The sequence below is a fragment of the Paenibacillus shenyangensis genome (genome assembly GCF_000346635.1).
Lineage (GTDB): Bacteria > Bacillota > Bacilli > Paenibacillales > Paenibacillaceae > Saccharibacillus > Saccharibacillus dauci.
This window is the reverse complement of sequence record NZ_AOIG01000011.1, coordinates 57,708-74,477: the sequence shown is the minus strand read 5'-3', so window position 1 is coordinate 74,477 and position 16,770 is coordinate 57,708. Positions and strand designations below refer to the sequence as shown.

Annotated in this window: 13 protein-coding genes, 1 tRNA gene and 1 pseudogene; 3 read left to right on the top strand and 12 right to left on the bottom strand. The window is 46.3% G+C overall.

What is annotated here, in order from left to right; genetic code table 11:
• Positions 1-206: 206 nt before the first annotated feature.
• The 3 genes from H065_RS28210 to H065_RS0110210 are packed head-to-tail and all read right to left on the bottom strand — an operon-like array spanning position 207 to position 1,701.
• The gene (locus H065_RS28210) at positions 207-575 is read right to left on the bottom strand and encodes a LuxR C-terminal-related transcriptional regulator (protein ID WP_017812955.1); all 369 of its coding nucleotides are present in this window, start codon (positions 573-575) and stop codon (positions 207-209) included.
• Between the two features lie 6 nt (positions 576-581).
• Positions 582-851: a response regulator gene (locus tag H065_RS28205; RefSeq protein WP_017812954.1), complete on the bottom strand. Its 270-nt coding sequence runs from the start codon at positions 849-851 to the stop codon at positions 582-584.
• Positions 844-1,701: a sensor histidine kinase gene (locus H065_RS0110210; protein ID WP_017812953.1), complete on the bottom strand. Its 858-nt coding sequence runs from the start codon at positions 1,699-1,701 to the stop codon at positions 844-846. The genes H065_RS28205 and H065_RS0110210 overlap by 8 nt, the downstream gene beginning before the upstream one ends.
• Positions 1,702-2,231: 530 nt before the next feature.
• Between H065_RS0110210 and H065_RS0110205 the strand changes: the two genes are divergently transcribed.
• Together H065_RS0110205 and H065_RS0110200 are read left to right on the top strand one after the other, a co-directional pair.
• Positions 2,232-3,095 carry a class I SAM-dependent methyltransferase gene (locus H065_RS0110205; RefSeq protein ID WP_017812952.1) on the top strand — a complete coding sequence of 288 codons (864 nt, stop codon included), beginning with the start codon at positions 2,232-2,234 and terminating at the stop codon, positions 3,093-3,095.
• Positions 3,096-3,101: 6 nt separating this feature from the next.
• Complete coding sequence (locus tag H065_RS0110200) at positions 3,102-3,827, top strand: RluA family pseudouridine synthase (RefSeq protein ID WP_017812951.1); 726 nt, start codon at positions 3,102-3,104, stop codon at positions 3,825-3,827.
• A 188-nt stretch (positions 3,828-4,015) separates the two neighbouring features.
• Here the strand turns inward: H065_RS0110200 and gyrA are convergent, their stop codons facing one another.
• From gyrA to H065_RS0110165, 7 genes are all read right to left on the bottom strand, one after another.
• Positions 4,016-6,478, bottom strand: coding sequence for a DNA gyrase subunit A (gene gyrA, locus H065_RS0110195; protein ID WP_017812950.1), 2,463 nt, complete (start codon positions 6,476-6,478; stop codon positions 4,016-4,018).
• Between the two features lie 157 nt (positions 6,479-6,635).
• Positions 6,636-8,621 (bottom strand): DNA topoisomerase IV subunit B, encoded by a 1,986-nt coding sequence (gene parE, locus H065_RS0110190; protein WP_017812949.1) that lies wholly within the window; start codon positions 8,619-8,621, stop codon positions 6,636-6,638.
• A 312-nt stretch (positions 8,622-8,933) separates the two neighbouring features.
• Positions 8,934-9,362 carry a hypothetical protein gene (locus H065_RS25705; protein ID WP_017812948.1) on the bottom strand — a complete coding sequence of 143 codons (429 nt, stop codon included), beginning with the start codon at positions 9,360-9,362 and terminating at the stop codon, positions 8,934-8,936.
• Positions 9,363-9,564: 202 nt separating this feature from the next.
• Positions 9,565-10,554, bottom strand: coding sequence for an ABC transporter permease (locus H065_RS0110180; protein WP_017812947.1), 990 nt, complete (start codon positions 10,552-10,554; stop codon positions 9,565-9,567).
• Positions 10,547-11,557, bottom strand: a complete 1,011-nt coding sequence (locus H065_RS0110175; protein WP_017812946.1) for an ABC transporter ATP-binding protein — start codon at positions 11,555-11,557, stop codon at positions 10,547-10,549. The genes H065_RS0110180 and H065_RS0110175 overlap by 8 nt, the downstream gene beginning before the upstream one ends.
• Positions 11,558-11,701: 144 nt before the next feature.
• The gene (locus H065_RS0110170) at positions 11,702-12,535 is read right to left on the bottom strand and encodes a GDSL-type esterase/lipase family protein (protein WP_017812945.1); all 834 of its coding nucleotides are present in this window, start codon (positions 12,533-12,535) and stop codon (positions 11,702-11,704) included.
• Between the two features lie 332 nt (positions 12,536-12,867).
• On the bottom strand, positions 12,868-14,580 hold the full coding sequence (locus H065_RS0110165) for a glycoside hydrolase family 13 protein (protein ID WP_017812944.1): 1,713 nt from the start codon (positions 14,578-14,580) through the stop codon (positions 12,868-12,870).
• Positions 14,581-14,909: 329 nt separating this feature from the next.
• Here H065_RS0110165 and H065_RS0110160 point away from each other — a divergent pair.
• Positions 14,910-14,982, top strand: a tRNA-Lys gene (locus H065_RS0110160).
• 152 nt (positions 14,983-15,134) lie between these two features.
• Here H065_RS0110160 and H065_RS26950 read toward each other — a convergent pair.
• Positions 15,135-15,824 carry a DUF1450 domain-containing protein gene (locus tag H065_RS26950; protein WP_017812943.1) on the bottom strand — a complete coding sequence of 230 codons (690 nt, stop codon included), beginning with the start codon at positions 15,822-15,824 and terminating at the stop codon, positions 15,135-15,137.
• Positions 15,825-16,087: 263 nt separating this feature from the next.
• A pseudogene (locus H065_RS28200) lies at positions 16,088-16,447 on the bottom strand (CAP domain-containing protein); the annotation flags it as partial.
• Positions 16,448-16,770: the final 323 nt, after the last annotated feature.

The following is a 16,770-nucleotide window of genomic DNA, read 5'->3' as shown; positions in this document are numbered from 1 at the left end:
GTGGCCTTTTTTATGCCTGATTTTATAAATACCAGCAGCCAGTGTGCCCAGGATTGGCTGTATCTCTTTTATACAGGATGACACAGTCATTTTCATAGTGATTGCTGTCATTCGTTATGTAATATAATTCCATTACTGTCATGTAATCAAACGCTGTGCAAAACCGGTCTATATAGACCGGTCAAGTGGCATCAGAAAGTCTGAAGTTATTTGGCCTGCAGATACATGAGTGCACTCGTGCGATCATTCACACCCATTTTGGCATAAATAATACTGATGTAGTTACGTACAGTTCCACTATGGATATATAGTTGCTGGGCAATCTGCTTATTGGTAAGCCCCTTTCTCATAAACGTGATAATCTCCTGTTCCCTCCTTGTAAAATCAGCGGACTGGCCGAAAACAGCACGGTCAGCCTCTACCGATCGCCGATTTATCGTTTCTGCCAGCTGAATAGCGACAGCTGCCGGCATCGTAAACTGGCCGGCTGTCACACTGCGAATCGTCTGAATCAATAGACGGCTGTCCATATCCTTGAGCAGATAACCATTGGCTCCACTTCTCATGCCTTCCATAATATATTACTCATCCATAAAGGTAGAGAGCAGCAGCACAATTATATCGGGATGATGCTGTTTGATTTGACGGGCGCAGCATATTCCATCCATAACCGGCATCTGAATATCCAGTAGCACAATATCCGGCTCGTTCCGGTGTACCATTTCCCAGGCTTCCTGGCCGTTTGCAGCTGTATTCACGACGATGATGTCTTCTTCCAATTCCAGTATGGTCTTTAGCCCTTCCCTCATTAGCGTCTGATCATCCGCCACCAGCAATTTCAGCTCATTCATAAGCTTCTCCCGCCACATTACATACCGGCATCCGAATAAACAGTTGGGTCCAGTCGGGAGTGTTCGAATACAAATTAAGCATCCCTCCCCAATCTTCGACCTGCTGCTGTAATGTACTTAATCCAAACCCAAAATGAACCTGAGATGGGCAGCTACCTTTATTGGCAAGTTTGAATATGATCTGCTCGTTCTGCTGATGCAGCCAAAATCGGAAACAGCCGCTACGTCCATGCCGGATTCCGTTCGTAATTCCTTCCTGCAGCGCCTGACAGATCAATTTCTGCTGGGAATAAGCAAGCTCCGGGAGAGATCCGACGGCACAATCAATCTCAATAGAAGTGTATTTATGAATATTATTAATAATAAGGGCAATTTCGGAGGCTAGATTCATCGAGGGAGTCTGGCTGGCCATATGATGAATAAATCGCCGAATCTCCTCGATTCCGTGCCGGATCAGTTCCTGAGAAGATTCGAGCTTTTCGCGTGTCACAGTTGGATTGATATCAAGCAGCTTTTGGGCTGCGTCCAGCTGGATCACGGAAATGGTCAGTGTATGACTGACAACATTATGAATATCCCTTGCAATGCGACGTCGTTCTTCGGTTAGCAGCTGCTCGGTGATCCATTGCTCAGTCAACAATGTGTTGGGATATTGCACTGGAGATGTACAATAATACAAACCTGCCTGTTTATTGGGGGAACTGTGCGAAGAAGCAGACAAACCAAGCGGAATGGTCTGTTCGTCTATCGCTGCATGCGGTATGATAGGAATGTCTGCGTATTTCTTCCGTGAACGTTGATTTTGTTTTATTTTGCAATGCAGTGCCGATCCAACGTTGGCTGACTTCATTGTAACGCTCCTTCCTCATATCATTTTCAGGGAAACAGAATATAACCATGTCCACAAACAGCGAATGTATCCGAACCGATACTCTTGATTATGAATGGATGATCGCTCTGTAAATGATGCTGATATCCATGCGTTGATCTTCGATGTCTCTCTGCTTCTCTCCAGCCCTCCTTCTTTTGTCACCAACAGAATTATCCATTTAATGATAATAAATCCTGTTTATGTTTATTATATCTCTGTTCTAAGCAAAATATGCAGGTATCTCCTTCGTTGATCGGTCTCTTCCTGCTTTGGATTCATCTGCTTATCCGGCTGTCCAAACCGAAACATCTGTAGCGCCTATCCTTCTATTGTTGTACAATAAAATGCGGTAAACCTATTTGACGAGCGGGTTATTATGGTCTATTTTCGTGTTTCTGCAGCCTACATTCAAAGCTGCCGAGAAACGATGTTTCCTGTTTACAGAATAAATGGATTTTTGTACAGCTTACCCGGGCTCTGAAAGAAATAAATCATAAGGATGGTTACACATGTATATTGCAGATCAATGGAAAGACTATGAATTAATCGATACCGGTGATGGAGAGCGTCTGGAGCGCTGGGGAGAAATCCTGCTTCGTCGTCCCGACCCACAGATCATCTGGCCCAAAAAATCCGATGATCCACGCTGGAATCAGGTACACGGTCATTATCATCGCAGTTCCTCCGGTGGTGGCGAATGGGAATGGAAACGCAAAATTCCGGAAAAATGGGAGCTGGGTTATCAACAGCTGAAATTCCACATCAAACCGACCAACTTTAAGCATACCGGTCTGTTCCCTGAGCAGGCAGCCAACTGGAGCTGGATGATGGACAAAATCCGCAACGCCGGACGTCCCATCTCTGTGCTTAATCTGTTTGCTTACACAGGCGGAGCAACAGTCGCTGCTTCTTCGGCAGGCGCGGAAGTAGTACATGTCGATGCAGCTAAAGGTATGGTTCAGTGGGCGAAAGAAAATCATCAACTGTCCGGTATCAGCGATCGTCCGGTACGCTTTATTACAGATGATGTATTCAAGTTTGTTCAGCGTGAACAGCGCCGCGGTAATAAATATGATGCAATTATTATGGATCCTCCCTCCTATGGACGCGGACCAGGTGGAGAAATGTGGAAACTGGAACAGAGTCTGTATCCGTTCCTGGAATCCTGCATGAGCATCATGTCCGATCAGCCGCTGTTCATGCTGATCAACTCGTATACTACGGGTCTGGCTCCAACCGTATTGTCCAACATTCTGAGTATGACAATGAAGCAGCAGTATGGCGGAACCATTTCCTCGGGAGAGATTGGTCTGCCGATTACCAATTCCGGAATGACCCTGCCATGCGGTATCCTGGGTCGCTGGGAAAGCTGATCAGGTATGAGTACATCGAACACATCTATTCCCATTTTATTCGAGGATAATCATGTACTGGCTGTAGTGAAACCGGTGAATATTCCTTCCCAGGAAGACAATACCGGCGATCCTGATATGCTGACCCTGCTCAAAGCAGATCTCAAGGAACGACATAATAAGCCAGGCAATGTATTTCTCGGTCTGGTGCACCGGCTTGATCGTCCGGTTGGTGGCGCAATGGTATTTGCCAAAACGTCCAAAGCCGCTTCCCGTTTATCTGAGACGGTACGTAGCCGCAGTATGATTAAACAGTATGCTGCTGTTGTAAGAGGTGTGCCTGCGCGTACACAGGGTACTTTAAAAGATACACTGCTCAAGGATTCGCGGACGAATACAGTCGCTGTCGTCAAACCGGGAACTGCCGGTGGCAAAGATGCTGTGCTTGATTACGAAGTTATTGCCAGTACGGGAGAACTATCTCTCCTACTGATTCATCTGCATACCGGACGTTCCCATCAGATTCGTGTGCAGATGGCTCACAGCGGTCATCCACTGTATGGCGATCAGAAATATGGCGCCGACGTTAACAGCAAAGGCGAGCAATTGGCTCTCTGGTCGGTATGCACAGGTATACCACATCCGGTCTCCAAGGAAATGATGACGTTTGTCTCGCTTCCTCCGCGTACGCGTCCATGGACTCAATGGAATGAAGCGGTATATGAACAGATTCGGGTTCAACTTGGTGAGTAATCAATCGGGTGAATCGAAATAAATTTCACAGAATAAATGAGTCTATAAAATAAATAAATGGATAGAACAAACCAAAAAAGCTTTTCCACATGTATTCTCGGGATAGTCAAAGAATACAGGGAAAAGCTTTTTTGGTTAATTTGTATTTAGTATTTATGTTCGTTGCTTGTTATTTCCCTTTTGATTGCTTACTTATTGGGAGCCGATGATGACAAGTCTTCCAATACAGCGATAATCGTATCATTTTTGTCGAGCGTAACAATCGATTTGCCGATATGTCGTCGTTCATCCGTTTGCACTGCTAGCTTGCTGTTAAATGGAATCGTACGGTTCGGCGGTACCATCGCTATGAAGGATCGATTGTCCCTGCAGATAAAAGCAGCAATAATACAGTTGCCATTTGGCTTCACGCGTTTGCCTTCTTTGAGTTCAAAGGTCGATACCCCTTTGCCTCCGCGGCTCTGTGTCTGATATTGCAGCATGGAGGTCCGTTTGGCATAACCCAGATCGGTCATGACCATGAGTTGTCCGTCTTCTTCTCCATCTACCCATAGGGAAATCGCTACTTCATCATTATCCATCAACTGTATACCCCGTACCCCTGTCGATACCCTGCCCATTGGACTGACTTCCTCCGCCCGGAAGCGGATGCTCATTCCATTACGGGTAATCAGCATCAGGTCACGCGCCTGATCGCCACGGCTGACGGATATGACTTCATCACCTTCACCCAGCTTGCAGGCTGCTACAGCTCCCGAGCGCTTGGTTGCATAATCTTTGACTTCTGTTCGCTTGACCTGTCCCCGCTTGGTAACAAATACGAGACTGCCTGTCTCTTCTTCAAGATTGCGTACCGGAATAATGTCCACAATCCGGTCTTCCCGTGTCATCGAGATCACGTTGACAATGGCCGTACCGGTCTCTTTCCATTTGAAATCCGGAATCTGATGCACAGGCAGCAGAAAATACTGACCGCGCTGCGTGAAGATCAAAAGGCTGTCCAGCGTATTGACATCGATCACCTGACGAATAAAGTCATCTTCCTTGGCGCCTGAACCGCTGCGCTCTGCACCTGAACGATTAAATGACATCATGCTTGTACGCTTGATGTATCCACCATTGGACAGAGTAACCAGCACATCCTCCGAGTTCACCATAACTTCCAGATTAACTTTTAATTCTTCCACTTCATCACGGATCTCGGAGCGGCGCTCGATTCCGTATTTATCATAACTTTCCATCAATTCTTTTTTGATCACACCGATCAGCTTTTTGTCGCTGTCCAGAATCGATTGAAGATTTTTGATTTTTTTCTGAATATCGCTCAGTTCCTTTTCTACCTGATTGATCTCCAGATTGGTTAGACGGTATAATTGCAGGCTCAGAATCGCATCTGCCTGACGCTCGGTCAGTCCGAACATCCACTGCAGATTTTGATGGGCATCCTGACGATTTTTGGATGCCTTGATTGCTGCAATCACTTCATCCAGAATATTCAGTGCTTTGGCGAGTCCTTCCAGTACATGCGCACGATCTTCCAGTTTGTCCAGATCATAGCGTGTACGGCGGGTTACCACTTCACGCTGGTGAGCGATATACGCCTGCAGGATGTTTTTCAGCCCCAGCTGCTGTGGAGCTTTGTTAACAATAGCCACCATATTAAAATTATAAGCTACCTGCAGATCGGTTTTTTTGAGCAGATAAGCCAGAATACCTTCGGCATCAGCGTCTTTTTTCAGTTCGACAACGATACGCAGACCATCGCGTCCACTCTCGTCGCGCACTTCGGCGATTCCTTCGACTTTTTTCTCCAGACGGATATTCTCCATCGCTGTCACTAGACGTACCTTGACAACCTGGTATGGAATCTCGGTAATGACAATCTGCTGCTTGCCGCCGCGCATGGTCTCGATTTCGGTTTTGGAGCGCACATAGATGCGTCCTTTGCCGGTCTCATAAGCATCGCGAATACCGCTGCCGCCCATAATAATGCCGCCTGTCGGGAAATCCGGACCTTTGACATAGTTCATCAGTTCATCCAGTTCCATCGACGGATTCTCCATAAGAGCAATACAGGCTTCGATTACTTCGCGCAGGCTGTGCGGTGGAATCTCGGTCGCAAAACCGGAAGAAATACCACTGACTCCATTAACCAGCAGATTCGGATAACGTGCCGGCAGAACCGTTGGTTCCTTGGTCGTGTTATCGAAATTATCCTTGAACTGCACGGTATTTCGGTCAATATCGCGCAAAATCTCCATGGCAATAGACGAAAGGCGTGCTTCCGTGTAACGCATGGCTGCTGCCGGATCATCATCGGGAGAACCCCAGTTACCATGACCATCAACCAGCGTATGTCCCATTTTCCATGGTTGTGCCATACGTACCATACCATCATAGATGGAAGAGTCACCGTGCGGGTGATAGTTACCCATCACATCACCGACGGTTTTTGCAGATTTACGATAGCCTTTTTCCGGTGTATTGCCGGATTCGTACATCGCGTAGAGAATGCGGCGCTGTACCGGTTTTAGTCCATCCCGTACATCGGGTATCGCACGATCCTGGATAATATATTTGGAATAACGACCAAATCGGTCTCCGACGACTTCTTCAAGAAACGCCGGCATATACTGTTCATTTGTAGCCATCCATTCACCTTACCTTCCGGCCGCAGCCGGATTATTTTATCAAGCATAATCATTATATAAATAGCTATTCGTGCAAAAAGGAATGAAAACCATCCCTGAAAGCTGGTGTGTCTCATTCCTGATTGCCGTCTATAGCGTGCATTGTTGTATTAGAATATTATTCTTCGTATTCTGTAAAATCGACATTTTCGACGATCCAGCGTTTGCGCGGATCAACCTTGTCCCCCATCAGTGTAGATACACGACGTTCTGCCTTGGCTGCATCCTCGATCTGTACCTGCAGCAGCGTACGACTCTCCGGATTCATCGTTGTCTCCCATAACTGATCGGGATTCATCTCGCCAAGACCTTTGTAGCGCTGCAGTTCTACATTGCGTCCGAATTCCTTGAGTGATTTTTCCAATTGCTCATCAGTCCATGCATAACGTTCATTGGTCTTTTTGCCGGAACGCTGAGTAATCTTGAACAGCGGCGGCTGAGCGATATAGATACGTCCCTGGTCAATCAGCGGCTTCATATACCGATAGAAGAACGTCAGCAGCAGCACCTGAATATGCGCTCCATCCGTATCCGCATCGGTCATGATAATGATTTTGGAATAATTGCTGTCTTCAATTGCAAACTCGGGACCAATACCAGCACCAATTGCCGAAGTGATCGCGCGATATTCCTCATTTTTCATTACATCTGCCAACTTGGATTTCTCCGGATTCATCGGCTTGCCTTTGAGCGGCAAAATGGCCTGAATCTTGGAATCACGTCCCTGTTTGGCAGATCCACCAGCAGAATCACCTTCTACAATAAACAGCTCGTTGCGGGAAAAGTCCTTGGATTGTGCCGGGCTCAGCTTGCCGTTCAGATTGGAACTCTCGCTGCGTTTGCGGCCGGTACGCATATCGTCACGTGCCTTGCGCGCAGCTTCACGCGCTCTGGATGCTTGGATCGCCTTTTTGATCAGCTTCTGGCTGACCTGAGGGTTTTCTTCGAGAAAACGCTGCATACTCTCTGCTACGACTGCATCTACAGCTCCACGTGCAGAGGAGCTACCCAGCTGATCCTTGGTCTGACCGACAAATTCCACTTCGGCCATCTTGACACTGATAACAGCCATCATGCCTTCACGCAGATCGCCGCCCTCCAGATTCTTTTCCTTTTCCTTTAGCATGGCATTTTTGCGGGCATAATCATTCAGAACACGGGTGTACGCCGTCTTGAATCCGGTCTCGTGCGTACCGCCTCCGCGTGTAGGAATCGAATTGACAAAGGAAGCGATCGTCTCGGTATAACCTGCGTTATATTGCAGCGCAATCTCTACCTCGATATCTTCACGCTCTGCATTAAAATGAATCACATCATGCAATACATCCTTGCCTTCGTTCAGATATTCGACGAACTGGCTGGCGCCGCCTTCGTAATAGAAACGATCCGCTTTGTCATTGCGCTCGTCGCTGAGCAGAATTTCCAGTCCCGAGTTCAGGAAGGCAATCTCCTGCAGACGCTCGGACAGTGTATCATAGTTAAGTGCAATCCCGTTCTGGAATACCCGGATATCCGGTTTGAAGGTAACTTTGGTACCGGTGACTTTGGTCTTGCCGATCACTTCCAGACCGGTTACAGGCTCACCGACATGCTCCTTGCCCTTTTTGTCCATCCAGTACTCGAACCGCTGACGGTGAATACCGCCATCCCGGTAAATTTCTACTTCCAGCCATTCGGAGAGTGCATTGGTAACCGAAGCTCCTACGCCATGCAGACCACCGGATTTTTTGTATCCTCCGCCGCCGAATTTACCGCCGGCATGCAAAATGGTAAATACGACCTGAGGCGTTGGGATGCCGCTTTTGTGCATTCCCGTCGGAATTCCCCGGCCGTTATCGTATACGGTTACGGAACCGTCTTTGTTTAGGCTAATTTCAATTTTGTCGCAATGCTTTGCAAGATGCTCGTCGACTGCATTGTCCACAATCTCCCAGACAAGATGATGCAGTCCAGACGAACTTGTACTACCGATATACATCCCCGGACGCTTCCGTACGGCAACAAGCCCTTCGAGCACCTGAATGTCGTCAGCATCATACCCTGTAGCTGGCGGATTAGCGCCGCTTTGGGATGAATTTGTAAGTGAATCGATCTGTTCGACCATTCATGGCCCCCCTTTATTTATTGCAATCATGCTTCGTACTTCTCAACCTACGCTTTAGTAGTATAATGGTTTGTCCAAAATTACGCCATAGCCAGCTGAACAATCATTTTCGGTATCGGAAATGATCATTATACCATTCCAGTCAACCTGCAGCTTTGCATAAGCATACCATAGGACGCAAGACTACCACACATTATGATTTACATAAAATGTAATTTATACGCACATTGTTCGCTCATAATGCAAACACATGTTTCCATTTCTTTATTCTAAAGCAATCCATGCTATTCGTAAAGCAAATGTTGCAAAGGATTAGGAAGACCAGCGTATACCTTTGTAATAATTGATAATTTCAGGACTCATATGGTGCAGAAATTCAAGTTCCGCTTCGCTGCTACCCATTAGCGCTTCAAATATGCAGCAGTTCAGTACATCTCTTGTTCGTTCGTCATAGTCGTCGAATAGTTCCTCCACAAACTCAAAAATAAACAAAATCTCCTGTTCCAGCTTGTCCTTGGATGTATAAAATGTTTGAACCGTCTGCTCATAGTAATTATATTCTGTATGGTCACAATCTCTGAAGGCATAAATAACAGCCAGAATAAAAGAACCAAATCCTCCATAGCACATATAAACTGAATCGTCATTCCATTCATACGCATAGTCAAATACAGGAAAACGACCAGCCAGTCTTGTAAGCATCGATTTTTCCCATTCTGCCTGCACAGGCTCACTCTTCATTCACGCTCACTCCCTTTCTTTTGCAGGAGTCGTTCCTATCCAAAATAAGCCTGCCCTGGATGCATTGGCATCATACTGGGCAGACTTATTCATTGTAACGGATTGTCAAATGTATGAACAGCTCATGATTACTGCACTATCGAATGCGCTACTTTACCTGCCGAGAAATCTGCAAATACAAGGCGGCAAGATGCACACTATGCTAGTTCATTACATCCCGCTTGGTAAATACCGCAAAGGATACGACAAGTGAAGCAGCCGCCCAGATCGCGAGCACAGCCAGCGAAAACGGCAGGGTCATACCTTCAATCGGTGCAGGACTACCTGATAAATAATTGGTCAGGCCCAGATTGACCATAAACAGATATTTGGCGCTGCTCCAGGAAGAAGCCATATTGGTCAGAATTGTACCGGCGATCAGCGCTGCCATCATAATCACAATACTGGCTGCTGTACTACGCACCAGTACCGATACCATAAAGGCAAGTAGCCCCACAGTCAGTCCGACAAACCAGATCAATCCCATCTGCATCAGAATAAACTGCCACTGATCCACCGCATGAACGGTAGCCATATCCACTCCTGCCTCACTTGGCTGGAAGCCGGTAAACACAGGAATAGTAAAGCCCGAATACCCGAATACCAGTCCCGATATGGCATAACAGATAATAAAAGTCGATACAACGATCAGCGACACAAACATCGTCAGCGTAATCAGCTTGCTGAGCAGGATTTTCCATCGTCGTACCGGCCGGGTAAGCAGCATTTTGATCGTGCCCCCCGTTCGTTCACCGGATACCAGATCCGAAGCAATCGTCATAATCAGCAGCGGAATAAACAGACTGCTGGAATTATTGAGAAATTCACGGGTAAAGGTAACACCGCCCGGTTCATTTGGATTCACATCATTTTGCAAATAATACTGCATCTGCTGAATAAAGATACGACGGTATTTTTTCCATTCTTCCGGTACTCTGTCACTGCCCAGTGAGTTCTGGTTATCGGTAATCGCCTGCTGCAGCTCGGTTCGCCAGTCGTCACCAAACTTGGTACGGTTCTCCTGCGCCTGACGCATCTGTGCATAAGTAAACATCGGTACCAGCACCAGCAGCACGAGCAGGATGACATAGAACCGCTTTTTCTTGATAATCTTGATCGTCTCATTCTGTACAAGCGGCCAGATGCTATTCAATCGTCTCACCCTCCGTAATGCCGAGGAACAGCTGCTCCAGGGTAGGATTTAATTTGCGTACATTATGAATCTGGATATTGGCGCTGACAAGAGCCTGAATAGTCGTCGATATTTGTTCTTCCGGTGTCCGGGTAATAATGCTGTTCAGCTTCAGTGATGCAGCCGTGTCGTTGTCCAGATGTGCAGATTCCAGATCCAGCACTGTAATATCGGGAAGTTCTTCGAGAATGCGTGCTCCCTGTTCGGCAGGTTCCAGCTCCCAGACGACAAGATGTTCCCTGTCTTCTACCAGTTCATTTACACTACCTACCGCTATAACCTTCCCATTGCCTACAATAGCAACGCGGTCACAAAGCAGCTGAATTTCACTGAGCAGATGGCTGGATACGAATACAGCCATGCCCTGCGCAGCCAACTCGCGAATGAACAGACGCATATCCCGGATACCTTTGGGATCAAGTCCATTGGTCGGCTCATCCAGAATGAGCAACCTCGGTCTGCCAAGCAGTGCCTGGGCAATCCCGAGACGCTGACGCATTCCCAGCGAGTATTTGCTTACTTTATCGTGAATCCGCTCGTCCAGACGTACGATCTCGGTTACTTCCTGAATTCGCTGCTCGTCCACCCCCGGCTGCATACGAGCAAAGTGCTGTAGATTCTCCCAGCCGGTCAGATATGGATACATCTCGGGATTCTCCACGATCGAGCCTACGTAAGCCAGTGCCTTTTGCGGTTGACGGGTTACATCGTATCCACAGATCGTAATCTGTCCTTCGGTTGGGCGAATCAGATTGACCAGCATACGAATCGTTGTCGTCTTGCCTGCTCCGTTGGGGCCGAGAAATCCAAAGATTTCGCCTGCCCGTACATTAAAAGTCACATCCTTGATAATCCAGCGCTTGCCGATCTTTTTCTTTACTTTTATAGCCGATAATACAATTTCTGATTCTGTCTGCTCACTACTGGCAGACGAAGCAGTCAAATCGGGATTGGATATATTCATTAGTCGCTCTTCCCTCCTGTAGCCTGTACTATATTCATTCAAAAGGATGCTTGATTTATAGCAGCAGATCATCACATAGCATCTTGTAAATTACCGAGTAAATGACTGCTGCATAATAGCTCCCAACTTTGTGCAGGATAGCGGTTAACGGATGCTTTGAACAATACGCGTGGCAATCTGTTCATAACCGTCACCATTGGGATGGAAATGATCCGCAGACAGATACTGATCCAGATTATTCTGGAACAGATCAAATGTAGGGATAACCATCATGTGCTCATTGGTATTTGTAATCCCTGCAGCCTTCATATTCCAGGCACTTACCGCCTGATTGCCCGGTACCCGAAGTTCCTTGAGGTCTCCAAACGGATTATACAGACCAAGGTAAATAATCTGTGCATCGGGATTGATCTTCGCCAATCGATCCAGAATCTTTTGCAATCGTGCTGCTGCCTTAGGCTGATTGGTCAGCAGCTGGTTAGCGGTAGGCGCCTGTTCATCCAGATTTTCCAGCGCTTCCCCGCCATTGAACAAATCATTGGCTCCAATCGACAGCATAATTACATTCGCCTGGCGAAGGGTATGCTGGACACCGGATTCATCCAGCGATTCGATGACCTGTCCTGTTTTCTGTCCGTTAATTCCCAGGTTGGCCACCAGCTTGGCATCCACTCCCTGCTGCTGAAGAAGATTAACAGTACGGCGTACAAATCCGCTGCCCTCATCGTCACCTGTTCCTTTGGCGAGCGAGTCACCAAGTGCAGCAACGCGTATTCCTTCTGTCGCCGGATCAACTGCTGCCTGGGATCCATTTTGTGCAGCGCTATCCGTAGAACTTTCTGCTGTATAGGAGCTGCCTACCGGATTGACGACATCATTTATCGCATATACAAAACCGCTAATCAGCAGTAACGTTGTTACGATGGAAGCAATGCTGGTAATTCTCCATATTCGTGCCGATGATGAAGATGGTTTCATCCTGTGACCTCCAAGTATTGAATAATAGTAAGTGTTACTTTTCATTATATACACTATGTATACAACTTCCAAATGATCAGCAGCTATCTATTACATGCCGACCATTTGGAAGTTGTATCATTGTGAAAAAAGACAGAAAAGGACGCTGTCATACCGAAGCCAAATGCAGATCGTGCTTGATTGGCGAAGCGGTTAGAGCGTCCCTTTCCCGATATGATATTGGCAGTTCATACTGCCGACATGATGAAATGGATTTATTGGTACATACACCTTTATTTTACACCCTGTCAGTAAACTGAGCGTTAGCCTGATTGGGAATTACTGATTAGGAATTACTGGCTGAGTATATACACTCTAGCTTCATAGGGCTGCAGATCAATCTCGCGGATATCCTGCTGTTCATCTACTGCATAGTTGCTGATCAGCAGCTGGTACCGCTCATACTCCACACTGTCTTCCAGCTGGAAATGCACCGGCTGCTCACTGAAGTTCAGCACAACCAGCAGCTGCTTTTCTTCATATGTGCGTACATAAGCATAAATCTGCTCATCATCCGGCAGCAGCAGACGATAATCTCCGTAGACAAGAATATCATTCTCTCCGCGTAGAGTAATCAATTTCTGATAATAATAGAAAATGGACTCCTGATCTTTTAATGCTTCGGCTACATTGATTTTGTCATGATTCGGATTAACCGTCATCCATGGCTGACCTGTTGTAAATCCGGCATGTTCCGAATCATCCCACTGCATTGGTGTACGCGCATTATCCCGGCTCTTGATATAGATGGACTCCATCACTTTATCAGGATCTATACCGGCAGCTGTATATTCCTGGTACATGTTTAACGTTTCAATATCCTGATAATCATCAATAGACGGCATACGGATATTGGTCATCCCAATCTCTTCACCCTGATAAATATAAGGTGTTCCCTGCAAAGTATGCAGCAGCGTCCCCAGCATTTTGGCAGACTCCTTGCGATAACGGGTATCATTGCCGAACCGCGATACCATTCGCGCCTGATCATGGTTGTTCATATAATTACTGTTCCAGCCCTTGTTATGCAGCAGAGTCTGCCATTTGCTGATAATTGCCTTGATCTCGGTAAGCTCCCATGGACGGATATCCCATTTGCCGCCTTTGCCGGCATCTACCCGCATCAATTCAAAATGAAAAACCATGTTCAGCTCATTACGGTCTTCGCCCACATACAAAGCTCCATCTTCCGGCGTTACATTGATCGCTTCGCCAACCGTCATAATATCGTATTTGGACAGTACTTTCTCGTTCATTTCCTGCAAGTACTCATGTACCCGTGGACCATTGACAAAATGTTTGCCGCCAAAATGATACGGAAACTTGTGATCAGGTTCTGCGGTGCCCAGCTCCGGCGTTTCTTCGCGTGCATCAGGCAGCTTGGGATCTTTGGAAATCAGGTTGATCACGTCCATTCGGAATCCATCAATCCCTTTATCCAGCCACCAGGTCATCATTTTGTATACTTCTTCCCGTACGGTCGGGTTTTCCCAGTTCAGATCAGGCTGCTTTTTGGAGAAGAGGTGCAGATAATATTGTTCTGTCGTCTCATCATACTGCCAGGCCGATCCGCTGAAAAAAGAACTCCAGTCGTTGGGCTCGCGTCTTTCTTTTCCCGGTCGCCAAATATAATAATCGCGATAGGGGTTATCGGTGGATTTACGAGATTCCACAAACCAGGCATGCTCATCGGAACTGTGATTGACGACCAGATCCATAATTAGCTTCATTCCACGCTGATGCAGGCCATCCAGCAGCCGTTCCCAATCATCCAGCGTGCCGAATTCATCCATAATATTCTGGTAATTGCTGATATCGTAACCGTTATCATCATTGGGAGACTCATATACCGGGCAGAGCCAGATCACATGCACCCCCAGCAGCTGAAGATAATCCAACTTGCTGATAATACCAGGGATATCACCTATTCCATCTCCATTACTGTCCATAAAGCTGCGCGGATAGATCTGATACACGACACTTTCTTTCCACCAGGTCTTCTTCATAGCATCTCCACCTCTTCATTGTATGTAGTTGATTCATCCGACAAATGGATTCCAGCTGCAAGTGCTTCTTTATTATTTCCCCATCTATCTGCAGATGAAGCAGGCGACCCAGCAGAAGATGTGAACTTCATTCGACAACAGGCTGCTTTTTCACTTTATTTGGATCTGTATCTTTGCAAGTTCCTTGTGTATGCGGTGTTCATTATGTGCTATCAGCCAGTGAATTGGACAAATGTGTGATGTAGGTGTATACTATCCAGAGTAATAGTTGTTATGCGTATTAATTTGCTGTTACGCTTGTTAATGATCAGAGTACAGCCATCTATTACGGGACATTAGCTCAGCTGGTAGAGCATCCGACTCTTAATCGGCAGGTCGCGGGTTCGATCCCCACATGTCCCATCCAAGGGTGTGTCAGCTTGTATAGACTGAACCCCATAGTATAAATAAAAAGCCACAGCGTCTGATTTCTGGACACTGTGGCTTTTTATTTATACCTGATGTATTGACCTTATGAGTACTCCTGCTGATATCGTAGGATCTTAATAAGGCGGTTAACCGGTTATTGCTTGCTGTATAGATTTCAATGCTACCAGATGCAATTGGACTTCTTCGCTGGATCCCGACTGCTGCAGTGTGTATGAATGGGAGGTAGATAATTCGCCTTTTTGTATATAGCGGATGAGTATCGCTTGCAGCTCCTGCAGAGTATGGGCTGTGAGATGCAGCTTTAGCGTATTTTTCTTCCTTTTCAGTTGATCCTTATTCCCTTCTGCCATAGCCAGAATAAGCTTTGCTTTGACGGAAGAAGTTTTTTTGGAACGGATTGCTTTCATTTTGCGTAATTCACTAGATTGTTGCAGTGCTTTGAGTTTTTTGACCAATTTGGCAGCTGAATTCATATCCAGCGATATAGTCAGTTCATTCTTGTCCTGTGAATTGAACGTATAGTGAATCAGGGCAGAGTCTGTGGACTTCCCGGATTTTGGCTTCTTTTCGGCTGTTGGATAAGAGGCAGACTGACTGATGATTGCTGTTAGCTGCTTATACAGATGTTCTAGAGAATCACCGCAGACCAGCTGCTTCTTACCAATTTTGGCAAAAGGCTGACGGCGGCAGGTTTTGCACTCACTCAGACAGCCTTTGCGCTGCTGATCTATTTCGGGAAACTGTTCTTTGATATCCTGATATACCTGCTTCGTGCCTAACTTATCATTTTTACTGCAATATTTGATCGTCTCCATGACTGTAATTCCCCCATCTTGCGATGTTATTCATCGGTTGAAATGTAACTTTATACTAGGGAGTACCCTCTGGATTGTCAATAGAACGTGAAATGAACATTCCCGCCATCTCATCCACCTATCATCATGAACAGTCTTCGATTGTACAGATCTGTTCTAATTAAAAAGACCCTTGCAGCATGCTCGACAATCGAAGCATCCTGCAGGGTCTTTACAGCTCTGATTCTTACGGAGCATTCGTCTGCGTGTATACACATTTATATTTATTTACCGATAAATTCCTGAACCCAGATGCCATTCACATAGCCCACAGCAATATGCGTATAATTTTTACTCAGTATATTGGCTTTGTGACCGGAACTGTTCATCCATGAATTCATTACCTGTGCCGGAGAAGTCTGGCCTTTGGCAATATTCTCGCCTGCTGCACGGTAACTGATTTTGTATGTCTTCATCATGTCGAATGGAGATCCGTACGTTGGTGAAGTATGGCTGAAATAATTGTTTTTGTACATATCCATGGCTTTGTCCTGTGCCATAGTCTGGAGATTGGTGTCTACGACCAGCGCTTTCAGACCAGCCTTGCTGCGCTCCTGATTAACCAGATCAACGACTTGAGTGGCAAAAGCATACGTATCCGCTGTAGCAGTAGCTGCGCTTTGTCCAGTCAGTGTGCGTTCCGAAGATAATTTAACGTATGTCTTATGCGTATGCTGTAAATGATTAGATGCTGCCTGTGCATTTGCTGGTGCGACCAGGCTAGCTGCAAGAAGTCCGGCAGCTGCTGCCGACATGGCGATGCGTTTCAGTTGTATGAATTTCATAATAAGTACAAATCCTCCTGTGAAATGAGTATGTTCAAATCCGCCTAAGATTCTACCATTTATTCCTATATATCGGCAACTTTGCATGAAATGTGTGCAGTGAAAAGACAAAAAACGCTATT